The following is a 20,491-nucleotide window of genomic DNA, read 5'->3' on the forward strand; positions in this document are numbered from 1 at the left end:
GCCCGCCGGCGGGGGTGGGGGGTTCGCCCCCTTCCGCGGTACGGGGAGGTCAGAGCGCCGGCGCCGCGCCCTGCTGCGCGAGGCCGAGCACGGCCGCGTACTGCGAGGCCACCAGCTTGCCGAGCGCCGGGTAGGCGCCCAGGGCCTCGGCGGCCGGGCAGCCGGCCTCCTTCGACGCCTCGTCGAGCAGGCCCTCGGCCAGCTCCGGGCCGATCAGGTACGGGGCGAGCGCCAGCTGCACCGAACCCGCGTCGCGCAGCTGCCCGGCCACGGAGGCGATCGAACCCTCCTGGTCGAGCGCGGCGGCCATCACCGGCACGGCGAGCCGGGCCGCGAGCAGCATGCCCGTGATGCCGGCGGCCTGCACGGCCTCCTCGCCGCCGACCGTGGCCAGGACGATGCCGTCCGCGGCCGTGGCGACGGTGAAGAGCCGGGCGCGGTCGGCGCGGGCGAGCCCCGCCTCCGACAGGCGCACGTGCAGCGCCTCGGCGAGCAGCGGGTGCGGGCCGAGCACATCGGTCAGCTCGGCGGTGTTGCCGCTGTCCATCACGGCCTGGCGGACCCGGCGCATGACCGCGCTGTCGGGGCCCGCGAGCAGCGGGACGACGATCGCGGCCGGGCCCTCCGGGGCCGCGACCTCGCGGCCGGCCGCCACGGCGATCCGGTACCGCTCCTCGCGCAGCTCCGCCGCGGCGGTCAGCACGCCGGCGAGCGTCGGGTACTCCTCGCCCTCGCCGTCCACGAAGCCGATCACGGCCTCCAGGCCGGGCAGCTCGGACCGGGCGATGCTCACCAGCTCCTCGGCCAGTGCGCGTATGGCGTCCGAGGGCGTGCCGGGGACGGCGAGCACCAGGGCGGGAGCGCCCTCGGGCGCCGCCGCCGGGTCGGGGCGACGGTGCCGCCCGGACGGGCGGGGGCGCGGCATTCGTACAGGCAGGCCGTTGGCGGGCCCAGTGGGGGAGCTCATGGCGCCGCATGCTACTGGCTTTCCGGACGGGAGCGTTCGGTGAGGTACGACCCCGCGCCTTCTGTCCCCGTATGTCCGGTCGAAGGTCCACCGGATCGTGGACCCGGGGGCCCCGTCCGGCACCCCGGCACCTCCTCCACCAGCGGCGATGCCTCGGCGGACCGGTCAGAGGATCCGGAGCAGGGCCGGGTCCTCGGGGAGCCGGGTGCCGCCGTCGGCGAGCGCGGCGGCCAGCGCCACCGCCCCGTCGAGCGGATCGCCCGCGGGGGTGACGACCGGGACCCCGGGCAGCCGGTCCGCGAGCGCGGCCCGCAGCGGCGCGAGGAGCGGCTCGCCCAGCCGGAAGAGGCCGCCGGTGAGCGCCACCACGGCCGCCGGGTCCGGCGGGCAGGCCGCCTCGGCGGCGTCGGCGATGTGCCCGGCGGCCCGCCGGAGGATCCCGGCGGCGACCGGGTCGTCCGCCGCGCCGGCCGCGACCTCCGGCGCGAAGGCGGCGAGGACGGCCGGCCGGTCGGGGCGCGGGTAGAGCGCGGCGGGCAGCCCCGCCGCCGGGCCGTGCAGCCGCTCCGCCCGGGCCAGCAGCGCCGCCGAACCGCCGCGTCGCCCGTCGTGCGCCCGCATCGCCGCCTCCAGGCCCGCCCGGCCGATCCAGACGCCGCTGCCGCAGTCGCCCAGGAGGTGGCCCCAGCCGTCGGCCCGGCGCCAGCCGGTCAGGTCGGTGCCGAGGGCGATCAGGCCGGTGCCGCCCGCGACGACCGCGCCGGGGCGCGCGCCGAGCGCCCCGGCGTAGGCGGTGACGGCGTCGGCGGCGAGCACGGTCCGGCGGGCCCCCCAGGCCTCGGCGAAGGCCCAGGGGAGGACCGCCCGCAGCTCCTCGCCGAGCGTGGCCATGCCGGCGGCGCCCACGGCGGCGGCGAGCACCGGACGCCCCTCCCCGGCGCGCGCCCGCAGCGCGGCGGCGGCCGGCAGCACCGACTCCAGGAAGTGGGCGGCGGAGATCCCGCCCGGCCCGGTCCGCACGGGGCCGGGCGCGGCCGTCCGGTCGAGCACCGTCCCGTCGGCGGCGCGGGCGAGGGCGATCCGCAGCCCCGAACCGCCCGAGTCGATCCCGACGACCACCGCGTCCGCCGGCCCGCCGGCGCGCTCGCTCACGGACTCCACGCTGCAACCGTCCTCACCGGGTGGGGGTCTGGGGGCCGCAGTCTAGGACCGGAGGGCGTTGTCGGTGTAGGCCGCTAGAGTGACGGACCGTGACTGCGAGACCGTTGAACGAACTGGTGGAGCCCGGCTGGGCGAAGGCGCTGGAGCCCGTCGCGGGCCGGGTGGCCGAGATGGGCGACTTCCTGCGCGGGGAGATCGCCGCGGGGCGGACCTACCTGCCGTCGGGACCGAACGTCCTGCGCGCCTTCCAGCAGCCCTTCGACGACGTGCGGGTGCTGATCGTGGGTCAGGACCCCTACCCCACGCCGGGGATGGCGATCGGACTGAGCTTCGCGGTCGCGCCGGAGGTGCGGCAGCTGCCGGCCAGCCTGCTGAACATCTTCTGGGAGATGCACACCGACCTCGGGCACCCCCGGCCGTCCAACGGCGACCTCACCCCCTGGACCCGGCAGGGCGTCCTCCTGCTCAACAGGACGCTGACCACCGCCCCGCGCAACGCGGGCGCCCACCGGGGCAAGGGCTGGGAGGAGGTCACCGAGCAGGCCATCAAGGCGCTGGCCGCGCGCGGCAAGCCGCTGGTCTCCATCCTCTGGGGCCGCGACGCCCGCGACGCCCGTCCGCTGCTGGGCGGTCTGCCGGCCGTCGAGTCGGCCCATCCCTCCCCGCGCTCCGCGGACCGCGGCTTCTTCGGCTCGCGCCCCTTCAGCCGGGCCAACGAGATGCTGGTCGCCCAGGGCGCCGAGCCGGTGGACTGGCGCCTGCCCTGACCCGGCCGGGGAGGGGGCCTCAGATCACCGCCGCCCGGACGCACAGCACGTCCGGCAGGTGCGCGGCGAGGAGTCGCCAGCTGTCGCCGTCGTCGGCGCTCGCGTACACCTCGCCGTTGCGGTTGCCGAAGTAGACGCCCGCCGGGTCGGCGTCGTCCGTGCACAGGGCGTCGCGCAGGACCGTGCCGTAGTGGTCGCCCTCCGGGAGCCCCGCGCCCAGGGGCTCCCAGCTCGTGCCGGCGTCCGTGGTCCGGTAGACCCGGCAGCGGCGGCCCGCCGGGACCCGGTCGGAGTCGGCGGTGATGGGGAAGACGTAGGCGGTGCCGGTGCGGTGGGGGTGCGCGGCGACGGCGAAGCCGAAGTCGGAGGGGAGCGGACCGCCGATGTCCGTCCAGCTCCTTCCCGCGTCGTCGCTGCGGTAGACGCCCCAGTGGTTCTGGAGGTACAGCCGGTCCGGGTCGTCCGCGTCCTGCGCGATCTTGTGCACGCACTGGCCGAACTCGGGGTGCGGATCGGGCAGGAAGACCGCGGAGACCCCTTCGTTGGACGGGTCCCAGGAGGCGCCGCCGTCCCGGCTGCGGAAGACGCCGGCGGTGGAGACGGCCACGGTGACGGCGCCGGGGTCGCGGCGGTCGGTGACGACCGTGTGCACGGCCTCGCCGCCCCCGCCCGGCACCCACCGGGAGCGGGTGGGGTGCTCCCACAGCGCCCGGACCAGGGCGAAGCTCTCCCCGCCGTCGTCGGAGCGGAAGAGCGCGGCCGGCTCCGTGCCCGCGTAGACGACGCCGGGGGAGTGGGCGGGGGCCGGGTGGAGCTGCCAGACGCGCTCCAGGGAGGCGCCGGTGTCCTGGGGGAACCTCACCGCGGGGGCGGGCGGTTCGGTCCAGGTGCGGCCCAGGTCGTCGGAGCGGAAGACGGACGGGCCCCAGTGGGAGCTGTCGGCGCCGGCCAGCAGCCGGGGGACGGCCGGCCGGGTGTCGATCGCCACCGAGTAGACGGCCTGGGCGGGGAAGCGGGGTTCGTCGAACTCCCAGTGCCCGTCGCGCCTGCGGCCGATGAAGAGTCCCTTGCGGGTGCCTACGGTGAGAAGTACGTCGGGCATGGGGGCCCACCTCCAGGACGCCGTTGTCGCGGATACGGGCCAGTCTGCACCCGGCCACCGACAACGGGTCCGGGGACACCCCGCGGCCGGTCGGCCGGCGGGGGCCCCGGGAGGGCGGCGGGTTCAGATCGCCCAGGCGTACTGCGGCGGCGCGAAGGCGGTGCCGCCCAGTTCGCGCGCGGCCCGGCGCGCCCAGGAGGGGTCGCGGAGCAGTTCGCGGCCGAGCAGGACGGCGTCGGCCTCGCCGTTGGCGAGGATCTTCTCGGCCTGCGCGGGCTCGGTGATGAGGCCGACGGCGGCGACCGGGAGTCCGGTCTCGGCCTTGACCCGGGCGGCGAAGGGCACCTGGTAGCCGGGGCCGACGGGGATCCGCGCGGGGCCGCCGTTGCCGCCGCTGGAGACGTCGAGGAGGTCGACGCCGTGCTCGCGGAGGAGCCGGGCGAAGCGGACCGTCTCGTCGGGGGTCCAGCCCGCCTCCTCCAGCCAGTCGGTGGCGGAGACGCGGAAGAACACGGGCAGTTCCTCGGGCCAGACGGCGCGGACCGCGTCCACGACCTCCAGGGCGAGCCGGGTCCGGTTCTCGAAGGAGCCGCCGTAGGCGTCGGTGCGGCGGTTGCTGTGCGGGGAGAGGAACTCGCCGATGAGGTAGCCGTGGGCGCCGTGCACCTCGACGACCTCGAAGCCGGCGTCCAGGGCGCGGCGGGCGGCGTCGGCGAACTGCCCGACGATCTCCCGGATGCCGTCCGCGGTCAGCTCGGTGGGGACCGGGTGGTTCTCGTCGAAGGCGACCGGGCTGGGGCCGACCGGCTGCCAGCCCTCCTCGGCCGGGGCGGGCCCGCGGCCGAGCCAGGGACGCTGGGTGGAGGCCTTGCGGCCGGCGTGGGCGATCTGGATGCCGGGGACGGTGCCCTGCGCCTTGAGGAGGGAGGCGATCCGGCGCAGGCCCTCGGTCTGGGTGTCGTTCCACAGGCCCAGGTCGGCGGGGCTGATCCGGCCCTCGGGGGAGATGGCGGTGGCCTCGACCAGGATCAGGCCGGTGCCGCCGGTGGCGCGGGAGACGTAGTGGGCGAGGTGCCAGTCGGTGGCCACCCCGGCGTTCGGCCCGAAGACCTCCGCCGAGTACTGGCACATCGGCGCCATCCAGACGCGGTTGGGGACGGTCAGCGAGCGGAGGGTGTAGGGCGCGAACAGGGCGGCACTCATCGCGTACTCCGTTTCGGAACGGCGGGGATGCCGGACGCGGGAGCCCGGCGGGATGCTCGTACGATACCCATCGTAGTACGAGGACTGTCAAACTACGAGGATGCTCGTACAATGGAGCCCGTCCCGGACCGACCCTCCGGAGAGAGTGGAGCCGCCGTCATGACGACCCCCGCAAGCCCCCGCCTCCTGGAGCACCCCGCGCGCGAGGAGATCGGCCTGGAGCCGGTGCTGCACGCGCTCTCGGACGCCGTGCGGCTGCGGATCGTGCGGGAACTGGCCGCCGCCGAGACCGAGTTGAGCTGCTCGTACTTCGTCCTCCCGGTCACCAAGTCGACCACCACCCACCACTTCCGGGTGCTGCGCGAGGCCGGCGTCATCCGGCAGGACTACCGCGGCACCGCCAAGCTCAACAGCCTCCGCCGGGCCGACCTCGACGCCCTCTTCCCGGGCCTCCTCGACACGGTCCTCGCGGCCGCCGAGGCGCAGTCCGCCCGCCGGGACCCGGCCGGGACGCGGGGGGCGGCCGCGGCCGCCCCCGTCACAGCGACCGCATCCGGTTGATCTCGGCCGTCTGCTGCGCGATCACGTCGTTCGCCATCTCCTCCACCTGCACGTTGTTGCCCTGGCCGAGCACCTCGGCCGCCATCGTCACGGCGCCCTCGTGGTGCCGCGTCATCAGCTCCAGGAACAGCTCGTCGAAGGCCGCGCCCTTCGCCGCCCGCAACCGGGCGAGCTGCTCCCCGGTCGCCATGCCCGGCATCGCGTGATGGTCGTGGGCGCCCTGGTCGCGCGGTCCCCCGTGGGTCTTCAGCCACCCCTCCATGGCGCCGATCTCCGGCTGCTGCGCCGCGGCGATCCGCTCCGCCACCTTCTCGACCCCCGACGACCCCGCCCGCCCGGGCGCGAGCGCGGTCATCGTCAGGGCCTGGCGGTGATGGACGATCATCATCTGCACGTACCGGAAGTCCGCCCCGTTCGGGCGCTCGTCGGGGAGCAGGCTCGCCGCCTCCTGCGGTGACATCCGCCGGGCCGGTTCGCCGGGCTTGCCCGGCACCACCACGGAGCCCGCCCCGGTCGTCGAGGGCTTCGGCGCCGCCGCCCCGCCCTCCGGCTCGCAGGCGGCCAGGGCGAACAGGGTCAGGGCGGAGAGGAGCGCGGTGACGGCGGTGCGCCGACGGCGGGTCAGCAACGGTGCCTCCAGGAGGTTTCGCGGGGAAAGGGGCCGTTCCCAAGTCTTCTGCCGGAGGACCGCGCAGAATCCTTCATTCATTACATCTGTGTTGCCATCTGTTGGGATGTGCACGCCAAGGAACATACTGCCGGGGTCCAGCACCGTTCAGGGTTGAACGGAAATCAGGGAGGACGGAGTGACTTCGTTGCTTACCCCGCACAGTTCGCGGTCCCGGATCAGACGGCTGGGGGTGGCCACCGCCGCCGCCGGCCTGCTGGCCACGCTGCTCGCCACCGGAACGGCCACGGCCACCCCCGACCCCGGAGACGCCCCGGTCCAGGCCCCCGTCTCGGCGGAACGGGCGGCCGACGCCCGCGCCGCCATCCTGAGCGGCGAGATACCCGGCGTCGACGAGATCGTCCGCACCGACAACATCGAACACCTGGCGACCGTGCCCAAGGACGCGCTCAAGGGCCTCAACACGGACCTCGCCTTCCAGGGCGACTACGCCTTCGCCGGCAACTACGACGGCTTCCGGATCTTCGACATCAGCGATCCGAAGGCCCCCAGGACCGTCGCCCAGGTCCTCTGCCCGGGATCCCAGAACGACATCTCGGTCTCCGGCGACCTCCTCTTCCTCTCCACCGACTCCTCCCGCAGCGACGACTCGTGCGCCAGCACGACGCAGCCCGCCTCCGTCAAGGAGTCCTGGGAGGGCATGAAGATCTTCGACATCAGCGACGTCGCGAACCCGAAGTACGTCGCCTCCGTCGAGACCGCCTGCGGCTCCCACACCCACACGCTCCTGCCGCAGCGCAAGGACGTGTACGTGTACGTCTCCTCCTACTCGCCCAGCGCGGCCTTCCCCGACTGCCGGCCGCCGCACGACGGCATCTCGGTCATCAAGGTGCCCCGCAAGGCGCCCGAGCAGGCCCGCGTCGTCAACTTCCCCGTCCTCTTCCCCGGTGAGGGCCCGGACGGCGGCGGCAACCCCGGCGCGCCCACCAACCCCGGCGTCTCCAAGACCACCGGCTGCCACGACATCACCGTGCTGCCCGGCAAGGACCTCGCCGCCGGCGCCTGCATGGGCGACGGCATCCTCTTCGACGTCGCCGACCCCGAGCACCCCCGGGTGATCGACCGCGTCCAGGACAACGTCAACTTCGCGTTCTGGCACTCCGCCACCTTCAACCAGAAGGCCGACAAGGTCGTCTTCACCGACGAGCTCGGCGGCGGTGGCGGCGCCACCTGCAACGCCGCCGTCGGCCCGAAGCGCGGCGCCAACGGCATCTACGACATCACCGGCAAGGGAGCCCACCGCAAGCTGGTCTTCCGCAGCTACTTCAAGATCCCGCGCCACCAGGCCGCCACCGAGAACTGCGTCGCGCACAACGGCTCGCTGATCCCGGTCAAGGGCAAGGACCTCATGGTCCAGGCCTGGTACCAGGGCGGCGTCTCGGTCTGGGACTTCACCGACTCCGCGCACCCGAAGGAGATCGGCTACTTCGACCGCGGCCCGCTGTCCGCCACCGCCCTCACCACCGCGGGCTCCTGGTCCGCGTACTACTACAACGGACACGTCTACTCGAACGAGATCGCCCGGGGCCTCGACGTCCTGAAGATCTCCGACGCGCGCACCGACCCCGCGCGGCGGATCCGGATGGACGAGCTCAACGTCCAGACCCAGCCGGACTACTTCGAGGACTTCGACCGGGACTGACCCGGGCGTCCCGCAGCACGCCGTCGGGCGGACCCCCGTCCGGCGGCGTGCCGCGCTCCCACGCCAGGCCGTACCGGTGGAACAGCTCCGCGCGCAGCCGCGCCGCCGGCATCGGCGCCCCCGGCAGCAGCACCGCCACCACCGCGCCCATCAGCAGCGCCCGCAGCAGCGGATAGTCCCGGTCCACGTCCTCGGAGCCGTACCGCTCCACGGTGTCCCGCAGCAGGAGGGCGAGCCGCTGCTGCTCCTCGCACCGCACGAAGCCCTCGGCCTGGAGGATGCCGGCCATGTGCGTCCGCATCAGCGTCGGCCGGTCCACCGCCAGCCCCAGGATCGCGTCGATCGCCCGGGCCAGCCGTTCCGCGCCGTCCTCCGTGCGCGGCTCGCGCTCCAGCGCCTCGGCGAGCGTCAGGTGCATCAGCCGGTGCACGGCCGACTGGAGCAGCTGGCGCTTGCCGGGGAAGTAGTACGACACCAGACCGCGGGCCACCCCGGCCCGCTCGGCGATGGCGCCGAGGGTCGTGGCCTCGTAGCCGTGGAGCCCCACCAGCTCGACGGTCGCCTCCAGGATCCGCTCCCGCGAACGGCGCCGCAGTTCTTCGTTGACCGATGGGCTACGCGGCGTCATGCTGGGCTCCTGCGTTGACTGGCTCGCAGCCAATATACTCAGCGTGGCCCGTCGCCCCGCCCCTGCGGCGTGACGGCGGGGAGGCCGCCTTTCCTGGGCGACACGGGGGATCGTCCAGGACGGGCGGCCTCGTCATGTCCTCTCCTCTCCATGGTCGCGCTCCCGCTCGGGAAGGCGCCGGTGGCCGGGGAAGCGGCGGTACGACACCACCGCCGCGGCCGCGCAGCACCAGCCGAGCAGCCAGCCGGCCAGCACGTCCGACGGCCAGTGCACCCCCAGGTAGATCCGGGTCCAGCCGACCCCGAGCACCGAGACCACCGCCACCCCGGCCGCCGTGCCCCAGCCCCGCCACGGTTCCCGCCCGACCAGCGCGCCCACCCACAGCAGCAGCCCGCAGACCACCGCGGCCGTCATCGCGTGCCCCGACGGGAAGGCGGAGAACGAGGCCGAGTCCACCGGGTCCCGCCAGACCGGCCGCTCCCGGCCGACCAGGACCTTGATCCCCTGCTGCACCCCGGCCGCCACCAGGCAGGTCCCGACCACCCACAGCGCGAGGCGCCGCCGCCCGGACCGGACGAGGGCCAGGGCGACGACGAGGGCCAGCGCCCGCAGCGTCCACGGGTCCCACACCCAGTCGCTCAGCACCCGGTGGACGCGGGTGAGGCCGGGATGGGCCACGGCGTTGCGGTGCAGGGCCTCGTCGACCGCGCGGTCGAAGGAGAGCAGCGGGGGCCAGTCGGCCACCACGAGCACGAGCAGCAGCAGGGCGAGACATCCGGAGACCACGGCGGAATTGCGCATTCCACGATCCTGCCGGACCGGTCGCCGCGGACCGCCCCGCGCAACACCGGGACGGGGGCGGGCGGGCGCGCCGGGGGCCACGGGCCTCAGCCCAGGGCGGCCAGGCCGGGGACGAAGGCGACGAGCACCGGGACGACCGGGACGAGCGCGGCCGTCGCCGTCAGGCGCAGGCGGTGGCCGGCGGGCAGCCGGGGCGTGGCGGTGAGCAGCCGGTCGACCCGCTGGGGGAGCCCGGCCGCCGGGCCGCCGGCGGCGGCGAACACCCCGCGCTCCTCGTTGAGTTCCACCAGGGCGAGCGCGACGGTGAGCCGGCCGAAGCGGCGCGAGGCCACGTCGTCGGCGGCCAGCTCGACCAGCCGGTGCATCTCCTCGCGGAAGGCGGCGAAGACCGGGATGCCCGGGAAGCCGGCGGCCAGCGCGCCGGAGCAGTGCAGCAGCCAGTCGTGCCGGGCCCGGGCGTGGCCCTGCTCATGGGCGAGGACCGCGTCCAGCTGGCGTCCCTTCAGACGGCGCAGGGCCGCGGTGGTGATGACGAGCCGCGGGGGCGCTCCGGGCAGCCACCAGGCGTCGGGGCGCTCGCCCTCCAGGATCACGAGCCGGCCGCCGGCCTGCTCCTCCCCGGGCAGCTGCGGGGAGCGGACCAGCAGGTCGTCCCGGCGCTGCCGGCGGCGGGCGCGGGCCAGGCCGATCTCCCGCCCGAGCATGGCGCCGGACCACAGCCCGCCGGCCGCAAGGACCACGGCGAGCACCGCCGACCAGGGTCCGCTGGTGGAGAGTTCGTACGCGTCGATCACCGCGCGCGGCGCGGGCGCGAACACCTGCCCGCGCACCGCCCCCCAGGCGGCGGCCGCGCTGAAGGTCATCGAGAGCGCGAAGCTGACCAGCACCGCGGCCACCGCGCACTGCCACATCCACAGCGCGACGACCGGTTCTCGCTCCGCCCAGTCGGCCCGGGCGAGCAGCCGGGGCGCGGTGAGGGCGGTCAGGGCGCCGAGCAGGAGCAGAGCGAGGGAGACCCACATGGCGCCAGGGTATGAGCGCGGTGCTCCCCGGGGGTATGGCCTCGTCCGGCAAGTGACGTACGCCACGGTTTCACCGGACGGGAACCCGAACGCCCGTACAGGAAAAGGGACTCAGAGCGTGCAGAGCATCGCCAGCATGGCGAGTCCCATCGACAGCCGGCACACCAGCGTCAGCTCCGGCCGGGCCGCCCAGCGGACCCACCCGGTCCCCCCGGCCCCTCCGGCCGCCGCCGGCCCGGCCGCGCGCGGCTGCGGGACGACCGGGACGAGCCGGGCGCCGGAGCGGAGCACGTCCACCGCGTAGTAGAGGAGCAGCCCGCCGGTGAGCAGGGGTATGCCGCCCGCCGTGGCCGCGCCCGCGCCGTGCGCCGCGTGCACCCCTGCCGCGCCGCCGGCCGCGGGGGCCATCGCGAACGCCATGTAGACCATGGCGAGGGAACCCACCGCGTGGTGCAGCCGGTGCGCGTCGCGGCCCGCGGCGAGCAGGTCCCGCACCGCCACCGCGCCGAACAGCGCCGCGTACACCGCCCAGCTCCACGGCGGCTGGTCGAGGACCGCGGCCGGCAGCGCCATCGCGGCCATCCCGAAGCCCATCACCGCCTCCGCGCGCGCGGAGCGCCGCTCCTCGCCCGCGCACGCCCGCATCCGCAGCAGGCAGTACGCCCCGCCGGCCGCGCAGAGCGCGACGAGCAGCCACCCGGACAGGGCCGGTCCGTGCACGGCACACCTCCCCCTCGACTGGTGCCCCCAGGAGGGACTGCCCGCCGCCGGGCGCGCACACGCGGGCGCACGGGCGCGCACAGGCGTACGAAGGGGAGTGCGGTGGCGCGCGTTAGGCTCGGGACGATCGCGCACGCCGATCCACAGCGCCCGAGGGGAGCCCCGCAGGATGGACACCGCCACGCCCGTTCCCGACACCGCCGCGAGCCCGGAGGCCGGCGCCGTCACCTACCGGTGGGCGGTGCTCGACGACGTCCCCGTGGTGGTGCCGCTCGTCGAGTCGGCCTACCGGGGCGACGCGAGCCGGGCCGGCTGGACCACCGAGGCGGACCTGCTGGACGGGCAGCGGACCGACCCGGAGGGCGTGGCCGCCGTGATCACCGCCCCCGGCAGCGTGCTGCTGCTGGTGGAGCGGGACGGCGAGACGGTCGCCTGCTGCCAGCTGGAGCACCGCGGCGACGCCGCCTACTTCGGCATGTTCGCGGTCCGGCCCGAGCTCCAGGGCGCCGGGCTCGGCAAGGCGGTCATCGCGGAGGCCGAGCGGCGGGTCCGCGCGCTGTGGGGCGTCCGCGAGATGCACATGACGGTGATCACCGCCCGGGAGGAGCTGATCGCCTGGTACGAGCGGCGCGGCTACCGGCGCACGGGCGAGACGAGCCCCTTCCCGTACGGCGACGAGCGCTTCGGCGTGCCCCGGCGCGACGACCTCCGCTTCGAGCTCCTGGTGAAGCCCCTGGTCTGATCCTTCCGGCGGAAGCACGCCTTCACCCCCCGGCCGACAGGAAAAACTTCGGTCGGGCGGGTGCCTCACGGGAGAATTTCTCTTGCTCCCCTTGCGGTGATCAGCCCTGCGTGGATACGGTTTCTTGACGCAAGGTTCTCCTGTGGAGGAAGAGGCATGACGGAAATTCTTGTGCAGGACGTGACCGGTGGGGGGATAGCCACCGATGCCCGCGTGATCGACCACCCTGCCTGGCCGGAGCTCAAGAACGCCGTGGAGGAGATCCGGGCCTGGCAGCGCGCCGACGGCTCGGTGGACCTGGAGGCCGAGGGCGCGCCCGCCCGCTCCCTCGTCGAGCTGACCGTGGACCGCATGGTGGCCGCCGTGGAGCAGCTCTCCCCGCTCGTGCCGCACGACGCCGAGTACCACCGCGCGCTCGTCGCCGACCTGCGCAAGTGGGCCGAGGGCGGCTTCGGCGTGCCGGACTTCCTGGACTCGCTGATGGTCTTCCACCCGGCCGCCGGCCGCGCGGACGGGCTCCAGCACCTCGTGCTCTTCCCGATGTACACGCAGAACGGCAACCCGGACCGCAACTTCGAGGCCGTCGTGCTCCGCATGGTCTGGCCCGAGTGGCTCTCCGAGCTGGAGGCCACCCGCTACGACAACCCGGGCTTCTGCGGCATCACCTTCGAGGACTTCACTGCCGGGTACGACACCAACTCGGCCGTCCTCTTCCCGGAGACCGTCGCCGTCCGCGAGGTCCCCGAGCGCTTCACCTGGGGCGGCATCTTCTGCGACCGCGAGGCCGCCCGCTTCCGCAAGGTGACCGCCGCCGCCGTCGACACCCTCGGTCTGAAGCTGCCCGCGGACATCGCCGCGATGCTGGACGACCAGACCCGCTGCGAGCAGGCCTTCGTCCTCTGGGACCTGGTCCACGACCGCGCCCACAGCCGCGGCGACCTCCCCTTCGACCCCTTCATGATCAAGCAGCGCCAGCCGTTCTGGATGTACGGCCTGGAGGAGCTCCGCTGCGACCTCACCGCCTTCAAGGAGGCCGTGAAGCTGGAGGCCGAGGGGAACGAGCACGGCCGCGACGTGCAGTACGCGGTCCTCTTCGACCGGATGTTCCGCTTCCCGCTCAGCGGCGACCGCACCCGCAACTACGACGGTCTGGGCGGCCAGCTCCTCTTCGCGTACCTCCACAAGAACGACGTGGTGCGCTGGACGGACAACGTCCTCACCATCGACTGGGAGCGCGCCCCCGAGGTCACCAACCGCCTCTGCTCCGACATCGAGACCCTCTACCGCGACGGCATCGACCGTCCGAAGCTGGTCCACTGGTTCAAGGCGTACGAGTTCGTCTCCGGCTACCTCGCCCCGCACCCGGGCTCCAAGTGGGCCAAGGGCCCCGACGCCCTGGACCTCACCCTCCCGCCGCGCAAGCTCGTCGACGACGTGCTTCCCGACGAGTTTCCGCTCAGCATGTTCTTCGAGGCCCTCGCCAAGAAGCTCAAGGGCGTGATCGCCGACACCAAGGGCATCACGGCCGCGGACGTCGCGGGCACCGAGCGGGTCGCCGCGTGAGCGAGGCCCGACAGGACACGCAGGAGGCGGTACGGATGAACGCCGAGACGAACGGCGGACCCCTCGACGGGGCCGTCATCGCGGTGGCCGGCGCGGCCGGCCCCGCCGGCCGGGCGGTCCTGCTCCGCCTCGCCGGCGCCGGCGCGACCGTGGTCGCCGCCGACGCCGACCCCGGGCGCCTCTCCGAGGCGGTCGAGGCCGCCCGCGAGAGCAACGGCGCCAAGGTCGTCGGCGAGACCGTCGACCTCCTCGACCTCGACGCCACGCGCGCCTGGGCGGAGAAGACGGAGAAGGAGTTCGGCCGCGTCGACGGGCTCGTCCACCTCGTGGGCGGCTGGCGCGGCAGCTCCTCCTTCACCGAGACCGACCTCAAGGACTGGGACTTCCTGGAGAAGCTCCTGATCCGCACGGTGCAGACCACCTCCCTCGCCTTCCACGACGCCCTCCAGCGCGGCGGCGGTCGCGGCCGCTACGTGCTGGTCAGCCAGGTCGGCGCGCACAAGCCGCAGGCCAACAACGCCGCGTACAACGCGGGCAAGGCCGCGGCCGAGGCGTGGACCCTGGCGATGGCGGACTCCTTCCGCAAGCTGGGGGGCGACGACGGCCCGCAGGCGGCGGCTACCATCCTGGTGATCAAGGCATTGGTGCACGACGCCATGCGCGCCGAACGCCCCAACGCGAAGTTCGCGGGCTTCACCGACGTGAAGGACCTGGCCGACGAGATCGCCGGCCTGTGGGACCGGCCCGCCCAGGAAGTGAATGGACAGCGCCTGTGGCTGACCCCCGAGCCGTGACCGCGGCCCTCGGACACCGGACCGACGCCCGTCGGCACCACGACCCGTCGGTCCGGGGCTTCGCCAGCGACAACTACGCCGGGGTCCACCCGGAGGTCCTCGCCGCGATCGCCCTCGCCAACGAGGGCCACCAGGTCGCCTACGGCGAGGACGAGTACACCGACCACCTCCAGCGGATCGTCCACAGCCACTTCGGCCCGCTCGCGGAGGCCTTCCCGGTCTTCAACGGCACCGGGGCGAACGTGACCGCCCTCCAGGCGCTCACCGACCGCTGGGGCGCCGTGATCTGCGCCGAGACCGCCCACATCAACGTGGACGAGGGCGGCGCGCCGGAGCGGATGGGCGGCCTCAAGCTGCTCACCGTGCCCACCCCGGACGGCAAGCTCACCCCCGAGCTGATCGACCGGCAGGCCTGGGGCTGGGAGGACGAGCACCGGGCGATGCCCCAGGTCGTCTCGATCACCCAGAACACCGAGCTGGGCACCGTCTACACCGTGGACGAGATCCGGGCCATCGTGGAGCACGCCCACGCCAAGGGCATGAAGGTGCACCTCGACGGCGCCCGGATAGCCAACGCGGCCGCCTCCCTCGACGTCCCGATGCGCGCCTTCACCAACGCGGTGGGCGTCGACGTCATCTCGTACGGCGGCACCAAGAACGGCATGCTCTTCGGCGAGGCCGTGATCGTCCTGAACCCGGACGCGGTCAGCCACATGAAGCACCTGCGCAAGCTGTCCATGCAGCTCGCCTCCAAGATGCGCTTCCTGTCGGTGCAGCTGGAGGCGCTGCTCGCCAAGGACCTGTGGCTGCGCAACGCCCGGCACGCCAACGCGATGGCCCAGCGCCTCGCGGACGGCGTGCGCGCCCTGGACGGGGTGGAGATCCTCTACCCGGTGCAGGCCAACGCGGTCTTCGCGCGCCTCCCGCACGAGGTCAGCCGCCGGCTCCAGAAGCGCTTCCGCTTCTACTTCTGGGACGAGGCGGCCGGCGACGTGCGCTGGATGTGCTCCTTCGACACCACGGAGGACGACGTCGACGCCTTCCTCCAGGCGCTGAAGGAAGAACTGGCCCGCGGCTAGCCGGCCCCGCCGGCGGCGACGGCGGAAAGGGCCGGGCCCGGATCGACACGATCCGGGCCCGGCCCTTTCCGTACCGCGTCGAGTGCAATGGAGTGCATCGTGAGGTGCCCTATCATGGACTTCTCGTGACCCCGGCAGCAAGGAACGGCGCCATGCCCCTCCCGCTCATCGTCTCCGACGAGGTGCGCGCCCTCGTCCCCGGCTTCACCCACCTCGCCGTCGAGGCCCGGGGGCTCGTCAACGGCCCCAGCGACGCCACCAGCTCGGCGCTCCTCGACGAGGCCGCCCGCCGGCTCGCCGAGCGGCTCGACGGACGCGCCCCGGACCAGGACCCCCACGTCGCCGCCTGGCGCGCCGCGTACACCGCCTTCGGCGCCAAGCCCTCCCGCACCCGCAACTCCGCCGAGGCGCTCGCCAGGCGGGCCCTCGCGGACGGCGGACTGCCCCGCGTCAACCGGCTCGTCGACGCCTACAACGCGATCAGCGTCGCCCACCTGATCCCGGTCGGCGGCGAGGACCTGAACCGGATCGAGGGCGGCATGCGGCTCGTCCGCGCCACCGGCCGGGAGGAGTTCGTCACCGTCGCCGGCGGCGAGGAGACCGTGGAGCACCCCGAGCCGGGCGAGATCGTCTGGTGCGACGAGCGGGGCGTCACCTGCCGGCGCTGGAACTGGCGCCAGGGACCGCGCACCCGCATCGACGACGACACCACCGACGCCCTCTTCCTCCTGGAGTCCCTCGCCCCCATGACCCGCGAGGAACTGCTCGCGGCCGGCGACGAGCTCGCCGGGGCGCTCCGGAAGGTCAGCCCCGGGGCGCGGATCACCGTCCGCGGCCCCGAGTGACCGGAGGCTACTTCCCGGCCGCCTTCAGCTGCTCCGGAGTCGGCGCCGTGCCGCCCAGGTGCGCCGGGATCCACCAGGTGTCCGCCGCGTCCTTCGGGCGCACCGGATAGGCGCGCTGCGCGGCCTCCAGGAGCTCCTGGACGCGCTCGCGCAGCCGCCGGGTGATCGCCCCCGCGTACTGGTCGGCGGGGGCCTCCACCGGCTCCCCGACCCGGATCGTCACCGGGATGTGGGCCCGCTTGAAGTTCCGCGGCCGGCCCTTCGTCCAGATCCGCTGCGTCCCCCACAGGGCCATGGGGATCAGCGGCACCCCGGCCTCCTGGGCGAGCCGGGCCGCGCCCGACTTGAAGCTCTTCAGGGTGAAGGACTCCGAGATGGTCGCCTCGGGGAAGACGCCCACGATCTCGCCCGCCCGCAGCGCCGCCAGGGCGTGCTGGTAGGCGTGCTCGCCCTGGGCCCGGTCCACGGGGATGTGCTTCATCGCCCGCATCAGCGGCCCGGAGACCTTGTGCCGGAAGACCGACTCCTTCGCCATGAACCGCACCAGCCGCTTCTGCGGCAGCGCGGCGAGACCGTTGAAGATGAAGTCCAGGTAGCTGATGTGGTTGCTGACCAGGACGGCGCCGCCGGTCCGAGGGATGTGCTCCGAACCCTGTGTGTCGATCTTGAGGTCGAGCGCCTTGAACATGGTGAGCGCTGCGCCGACCACCGGTCGGTACACGAGTTCTGCCATGGAGGAGGTACCCCTTCGTCTGTGCCTTTTTGGGAGGGCTCTCCCGGCGAAGTTACGCGGCCGTAGGTTTTCGGCTTTGGGCAGATCGTGCCGCATGTGGGCCGCCGTGACCAGTCCAGGCGGCTTCGTACGGGGAGATTCTCGTCACTCGCGGTGGCCGTGGCGGGAATCGAACGGTGCCGTGCGACGCTGCTGGGGAGAGGAGCCCGGTGGAGAAGCCCACGGGGAGAAGGACGCGGGAACGGGGAAGAAGGATGACGGCGGAGACCACGGGGAGCACGCGCGCCGGGGGCGCCGCGGAGACCGCGGGCGCTCCGGGGCGGATCGCCCCGGAGCGGCTCGGCGCCGCCCTGGGGGAGCGCGCCACCCTCGTGCAGTTCTCCACCGCCTTCTGCCAGCCCTGCCGGGCCACCCGCCGCACCCTCGCCGAGGTGGCCGCCATGGTGCCGGGCGTGGCGCACGTCGAGGTCGACGCCGAGGAGCGCCTCGGCCTCGTCCGCGCCCTCGGGATCACCCGTACCCCCACCGTCCTCGTCCTCGACGCGGACGGCCGGATCGTCCGCCGGGCCGCCGGGCAGCCCCGCCGCGCCGACGTCATCGCGGCCCTCGGGCGCGCCCTGTGAGGCGGCCGCCCGCCTCTGACGCGGTGACACATCTCCCACAACCCGGGACGCACTTGACCGGGACCGTCACCCGTCGTCACCCTGACGGAGTGACCGGTGACCTCCTTCTCCACGGCCGGGCCCATGTGGACCTGGGCCGCCACGCGAGCGCGCGCTGTCCGGGCTTCTGACGCCCCCGGAACCCGCTCCACGCCGCCCCGTACGAAGGACAACTCCATGACGGTTTCGCCCGAGCTCCGTACCGTTCCCACGATCGGCGCACCCCGGTCCGCCTCGCCCGATCTGCTCCGCTCCGTCTTCCGCCGGCACGCCGCCGGCGTCGCCGTGATCACCGCCCGCGGGGAGCGTCCCGTCGGCTTCACCGCGACCTCGCTCAACTCCGTCGCCGCCGACCCGCCGCTGATCTCCTTCGGCGTGGGCACCGGCTCCTCCAGCTGGCCGGTGGTCGCCGAGGCCGAGCACATCGGCGTGCACATACTCGGCGAGCACCAGGAGGAGCTGGCGACCACCTTCGCGCGCAGCGGCGCCGACCGTTTCGCCGAGCCGACCCGCTGGAGCCGGGGTCCCGAGGGCGTGCCCGTCCTCGACGGCGTGCTGGCCTGGCTGGTCTGCCGGGTGGTGGCCCGGGTGCCCGCCGGCGACCACCGGATCGTGATAGCCCAGGCGGTCGCGGGGGACCCCGACGGCGCGGGCCGTCCGCTGCTGTACCACCATGGGCGCTTCAACGCCCTGCGCGACTGAGGGTTCCCGTGACGGCCGCGCTCCGCGCGTTGGCAAGGTCACATTCCTGAGCGCTTGCTTACTGGTCACGAACTGGGTGTACTGACGAGTAATATCGGGTCGGGGCGTCCGGTGCCCCGACCGGAGACCCGCCCTTCAGGCGCCTATGCTGCGAGCAACAAGGCAGCCCAGTTATGACGATGCAGTAGGAGAGCCGGCGTGAGCTTGAGGATCGTTGTCTGTGTGAAGTACGTGCCGGACGCCACTGGCGACCGGAAGTTCGCCGACGACCTGACGGTCGACCGCGAGGACGTCGACGGCCTGCTGTCGGAGCTCGACGAGTACGCGGTCGAGCAGGCGCTGCAGATCGCCGAGGAGGCGGACGACGCCGAGGTCACCGTCCTCACCGTCGGCCCCGAGGACGCCAAGGACGCGCTGCGCAAGGCGCTGTCGATGGGCGCCGACAAGGCCGTCCACGTCGACGACGAGTCCATTCACGGCTCCGACGTCATGGCGACCTCGCTGGTGCTCGCCAAGGCGATCGAGAAGACCGGCTACGACCTGGTCATCGCCGGCATGGCCTCCACCGACGGCACCATGGGCGTCCTCCCGGCGATCCTGGCCGAGCGCCTGGGCGTCCCGCAGGTCACCCTGCTCTCCGAGGTCAAGGTCGAGGACGGTGTGGTCACCGGCCGCCGCGACGGCGACACCGCCTCCGAGCAGCTCCAGGCCTCCCTCCCGGCCGTCGTCTCCGTGACGGACCAGTCGGGCGAGGCGCGCTACCCGTCCTTCAAGGGCATCATGGCCGCCAAGAAGAAGCCGGTCGAGGAGCTGGAGCTCGACGACCTGGACATCGACGAGGACGAGGTCGGCCTGGCCGGCTCCTGGACCGCCGTGGACTCCGCCGACGAGCGTCCGGCGCGCACCGCGGGCACGATCGTCAAGGACGAGGGCGAGGGCGGCAAGCAGCTCGCCGAGTACCTCGCGAGCCAGAAGTTCATCTAAGGCTCCCGCGAGCCGTACAGACCGCCCCCTTTTCGTTCGCAGGAGATTGAAGTCCCATGGCTGAGATTCTCGTCTACGTCGACCACGTCGACGGAGCCGTCCGCAAGCCCACCCTGGAGCTGCTGACCCTCGCCCGCCGTCTGGGCGAGCCGGTCGCCGTCGCGCTGGGCAACGGCGCTGCCGACACCGCCGCCGTCCTCGCCGAGCACGGCGCGGTGAAGGTCCTCACGGCCGACGCCCCGGAGTTCGCCGAGTACCTCGTCGTCCCGAAGGTCGACGCCCTCCAGGCCGCCTACCAGGCTGTGTCCCCGGCCGCGGTGCTCGTCCCGTCCTCCGCCGAGGGCAAGGAGATCGCCGCCCGCCTCGCCGTCCGCATCGGCTCCGGCATCATCACCGACGCCGTGGACCTGGAGGCCGGGGCCGAGGGCCCGGTCGCGACGCAGTCGGCGTTCGCCGCCTCGTACACGACCAAGTCCCGCGTCTCCAAGGGCACCCCGGTCATCACCGTCAAGCCGAACTCCGCCCCGGTCGAGGCCGCCCCGGCCGCCGGCGCGGTGGAGGCCCTCGCGGTCTCCTTCGGCGCGCTGGCCACCGGCACCAAGGTGACCGCCCGCACCGCCCGCGAGGCCACCGGCCGCCCGGAGCTGACCGAGGCCGCGATCGTGGTCTCCGGCGGCCGCGGCGTCAACGGCGCCGAGAACTTCGCGATCATCGAGGCCCTCGCCGACTCGCTCGGCGCGGCCGTCGGCGCCTCCCGCGCCGCCGTCGACGCCGGTTGGTACCCGCACTCCAACCAGGTCGGCCAGACCGGCAAGTCGGTCTCCCCGCAGCTGTACATCGCCGCCGGCATCTCCGGCGCGATCCAGCACCGCGCCGGCATGCAGACCTCGAAGACCATCGTCGCCATCAACAAGGACGCCGAGGCCCCGATCTTCGACCTCGTCGACTACGGCGTGGTCGGCGACCTCTTCGACGTCGTCCCGGTCCTGACCGAGGAGGTCAAGGCCCGCAAGGGCTGACGACCGGCGCGTGAGCAGGTCCCGGGGGCCGCACGGCGAGTTTCGCCGTGCGGCCCCCGGCCGTTTCGGTCAACCATTGACGCGGGTCCTGGCGGACTATTAACTT

The 20,491-nt window shown here is 73.8% G+C and carries 22 protein-coding genes; 12 read left to right on the plus strand and 10 right to left on the minus strand.

Annotated features, from left to right (window positions below):
• Nucleotides 1-49: 49 nt before the first annotated feature.
• Both AB0E83_RS26380 and AB0E83_RS26385 read right to left on the minus strand, forming a co-directional pair.
• Complete coding sequence (locus tag AB0E83_RS26380) at nucleotides 50-967, minus strand: hypothetical protein (RefSeq protein ID WP_362116759.1); 918 nt, start codon at nucleotides 965-967, stop codon at nucleotides 50-52.
• A gap of 165 nt (nucleotides 968-1,132) precedes the next feature.
• Nucleotides 1,133-2,128, minus strand: a complete 996-nt coding sequence (locus AB0E83_RS26385; RefSeq protein ID WP_362116762.1) for a BadF/BadG/BcrA/BcrD ATPase family protein — start codon at nucleotides 2,126-2,128, stop codon at nucleotides 1,133-1,135.
• A gap of 89 nt (nucleotides 2,129-2,217) precedes the next feature.
• Here AB0E83_RS26385 and AB0E83_RS26390 point away from each other — a divergent pair, with 89 nt between their 5' ends.
• Nucleotides 2,218-2,895 (plus strand): uracil-DNA glycosylase, encoded by a 678-nt coding sequence (locus tag AB0E83_RS26390; RefSeq protein WP_362116765.1) that lies wholly within the window; start codon nucleotides 2,218-2,220, stop codon nucleotides 2,893-2,895.
• A 19-nt stretch (nucleotides 2,896-2,914) separates the two neighbouring features.
• Here AB0E83_RS26390 and AB0E83_RS26395 read toward each other — a convergent pair whose 3' ends face one another.
• Together AB0E83_RS26395 and AB0E83_RS26400 are read right to left on the minus strand one after the other, a co-directional pair.
• Nucleotides 2,915-3,997: an exo-alpha-sialidase gene (locus tag AB0E83_RS26395; protein WP_362116768.1), complete on the minus strand. Its 1,083-nt coding sequence runs from the start codon at nucleotides 3,995-3,997 to the stop codon at nucleotides 2,915-2,917.
• A gap of 123 nt (nucleotides 3,998-4,120) precedes the next feature.
• A complete protein-coding gene (locus tag AB0E83_RS26400) occupies nucleotides 4,121-5,200 on the minus strand; it encodes an NADH:flavin oxidoreductase/NADH oxidase (RefSeq protein ID WP_362116771.1) in 1,080 nt (359 codons plus the stop codon).
• Between the two features lie 159 nt (nucleotides 5,201-5,359).
• Between AB0E83_RS26400 and AB0E83_RS26405 the strand changes: the two genes are divergently transcribed.
• Nucleotides 5,360-5,761: a helix-turn-helix domain-containing protein gene (locus AB0E83_RS26405; RefSeq protein ID WP_362116774.1), complete on the plus strand. Its 402-nt coding sequence runs from the start codon at nucleotides 5,360-5,362 to the stop codon at nucleotides 5,759-5,761.
• On the opposite strand, the gene AB0E83_RS26410 is transcribed toward AB0E83_RS26405, so the two are convergent.
• The gene (locus AB0E83_RS26410) at nucleotides 5,739-6,389 is read right to left on the minus strand and encodes a DUF305 domain-containing protein (RefSeq protein WP_362116777.1); all 651 of its coding nucleotides are present in this window, start codon (nucleotides 6,387-6,389) and stop codon (nucleotides 5,739-5,741) included. The two genes, AB0E83_RS26405 and AB0E83_RS26410, sit on opposite strands and share 23 nt — an antisense overlap.
• A 187-nt stretch (nucleotides 6,390-6,576) precedes the next feature.
• On the opposite strand from AB0E83_RS26410, the gene AB0E83_RS26415 reads away from it, so the two are divergent.
• Entirely contained in the window at nucleotides 6,577-8,091 is a 1,515-nt protein-coding gene (locus tag AB0E83_RS26415) for a hypothetical protein (RefSeq protein ID WP_362116865.1), read from the plus strand.
• Here AB0E83_RS26415 and AB0E83_RS26420 read toward each other — a convergent pair.
• From AB0E83_RS26420 to AB0E83_RS26435, 4 genes are all read right to left on the minus strand, one after another.
• On the minus strand, nucleotides 8,042-8,719 hold the full coding sequence (locus AB0E83_RS26420; protein WP_362116779.1) for a helix-turn-helix domain-containing protein: 678 nt from the start codon (nucleotides 8,717-8,719) through the stop codon (nucleotides 8,042-8,044). The genes AB0E83_RS26415 and AB0E83_RS26420 overlap by 50 nt on opposite strands.
• 132 nt (nucleotides 8,720-8,851) lie before the next feature.
• The gene (locus AB0E83_RS26425) at nucleotides 8,852-9,520 is read right to left on the minus strand and encodes a phosphatase PAP2 family protein (RefSeq protein ID WP_362116782.1); all 669 of its coding nucleotides are present in this window, start codon (nucleotides 9,518-9,520) and stop codon (nucleotides 8,852-8,854) included.
• 86 nt (nucleotides 9,521-9,606) lie between these two features.
• Complete coding sequence (locus tag AB0E83_RS26430; protein ID WP_362116785.1) at nucleotides 9,607-10,542, minus strand: M56 family metallopeptidase; 936 nt, start codon at nucleotides 10,540-10,542, stop codon at nucleotides 9,607-9,609.
• Between the two features lie 111 nt (nucleotides 10,543-10,653).
• Nucleotides 10,654-11,262 carry a DUF5134 domain-containing protein gene (locus AB0E83_RS26435; RefSeq protein ID WP_362116788.1) on the minus strand — a complete coding sequence of 203 codons (609 nt, stop codon included), beginning with the start codon at nucleotides 11,260-11,262 and terminating at the stop codon, nucleotides 10,654-10,656.
• A gap of 169 nt (nucleotides 11,263-11,431) precedes the next feature.
• Between AB0E83_RS26435 and AB0E83_RS26440 the strand changes: the two genes are divergently transcribed.
• The 5 genes from AB0E83_RS26440 to AB0E83_RS26460 all read left to right on the plus strand — a co-directional run bounded on the left by AB0E83_RS26440 (nucleotide 11,432) and on the right by AB0E83_RS26460 (nucleotide 16,285).
• Nucleotides 11,432-12,004 carry a GNAT family N-acetyltransferase gene (locus tag AB0E83_RS26440; RefSeq protein ID WP_362116791.1) on the plus strand — a complete coding sequence of 191 codons (573 nt, stop codon included), beginning with the start codon at nucleotides 11,432-11,434 and terminating at the stop codon, nucleotides 12,002-12,004.
• 156 nt (nucleotides 12,005-12,160) lie between these two features.
• Nucleotides 12,161-13,567, plus strand: a complete 1,407-nt coding sequence (locus AB0E83_RS26445; RefSeq protein ID WP_362116794.1) for a DUF6421 family protein — start codon at nucleotides 12,161-12,163, stop codon at nucleotides 13,565-13,567.
• A 35-nt stretch (nucleotides 13,568-13,602) separates the two neighbouring features.
• On the plus strand, nucleotides 13,603-14,361 hold the full coding sequence (locus AB0E83_RS26450; protein ID WP_362116797.1) for an SDR family NAD(P)-dependent oxidoreductase: 759 nt from the start codon (nucleotides 13,603-13,605) through the stop codon (nucleotides 14,359-14,361).
• Nucleotides 14,358-15,440: a low specificity L-threonine aldolase gene (locus AB0E83_RS26455; protein ID WP_362116868.1), complete on the plus strand. Its 1,083-nt coding sequence runs from the start codon at nucleotides 14,358-14,360 to the stop codon at nucleotides 15,438-15,440. Before AB0E83_RS26450 ends, AB0E83_RS26455 begins: the two co-directional genes overlap by 4 nt.
• Nucleotides 15,441-15,592: 152 nt before the next feature.
• On the plus strand, nucleotides 15,593-16,285 hold the full coding sequence (locus tag AB0E83_RS26460; RefSeq protein ID WP_362116800.1) for a phenylalanine--tRNA ligase beta subunit-related protein: 693 nt from the start codon (nucleotides 15,593-15,595) through the stop codon (nucleotides 16,283-16,285).
• A gap of 7 nt (nucleotides 16,286-16,292) precedes the next feature.
• On the opposite strand, the gene AB0E83_RS26465 is transcribed toward AB0E83_RS26460, so the two are convergent.
• Complete coding sequence (locus AB0E83_RS26465) at nucleotides 16,293-17,018, minus strand: lysophospholipid acyltransferase family protein (RefSeq protein WP_362116803.1); 726 nt, start codon at nucleotides 17,016-17,018, stop codon at nucleotides 16,293-16,295.
• Between the two features lie 254 nt (nucleotides 17,019-17,272).
• Between AB0E83_RS26465 and AB0E83_RS26470 the strand changes: the two genes are divergently transcribed.
• The 4 genes from AB0E83_RS26470 to AB0E83_RS26485 all read left to right on the plus strand — a co-directional run bounded on the left by AB0E83_RS26470 (nucleotide 17,273) and on the right by AB0E83_RS26485 (nucleotide 20,385).
• Nucleotides 17,273-17,641 carry a thioredoxin family protein gene (locus AB0E83_RS26470; protein WP_362116806.1) on the plus strand — a complete coding sequence of 123 codons (369 nt, stop codon included), beginning with the start codon at nucleotides 17,273-17,275 and terminating at the stop codon, nucleotides 17,639-17,641.
• A gap of 216 nt (nucleotides 17,642-17,857) precedes the next feature.
• Complete coding sequence (locus AB0E83_RS26475; protein ID WP_362116809.1) at nucleotides 17,858-18,382, plus strand: flavin reductase family protein; 525 nt, start codon at nucleotides 17,858-17,860, stop codon at nucleotides 18,380-18,382.
• A gap of 198 nt (nucleotides 18,383-18,580) precedes the next feature.
• On the plus strand, nucleotides 18,581-19,366 hold the full coding sequence (locus AB0E83_RS26480; RefSeq protein WP_362116812.1) for an electron transfer flavoprotein subunit beta/FixA family protein: 786 nt from the start codon (nucleotides 18,581-18,583) through the stop codon (nucleotides 19,364-19,366).
• Between the two features lie 56 nt (nucleotides 19,367-19,422).
• Complete coding sequence (locus AB0E83_RS26485) at nucleotides 19,423-20,385, plus strand: electron transfer flavoprotein subunit alpha/FixB family protein (RefSeq protein WP_362116815.1); 963 nt, start codon at nucleotides 19,423-19,425, stop codon at nucleotides 20,383-20,385.
• Nucleotides 20,386-20,491: the final 106 nt, after the last annotated feature.

It is taken from the genome of Streptomyces sp. NPDC035033, from assembly GCF_040636735.1.
Lineage (GTDB): Bacteria > Actinomycetota > Actinomycetes > Streptomycetales > Streptomycetaceae > Streptomyces.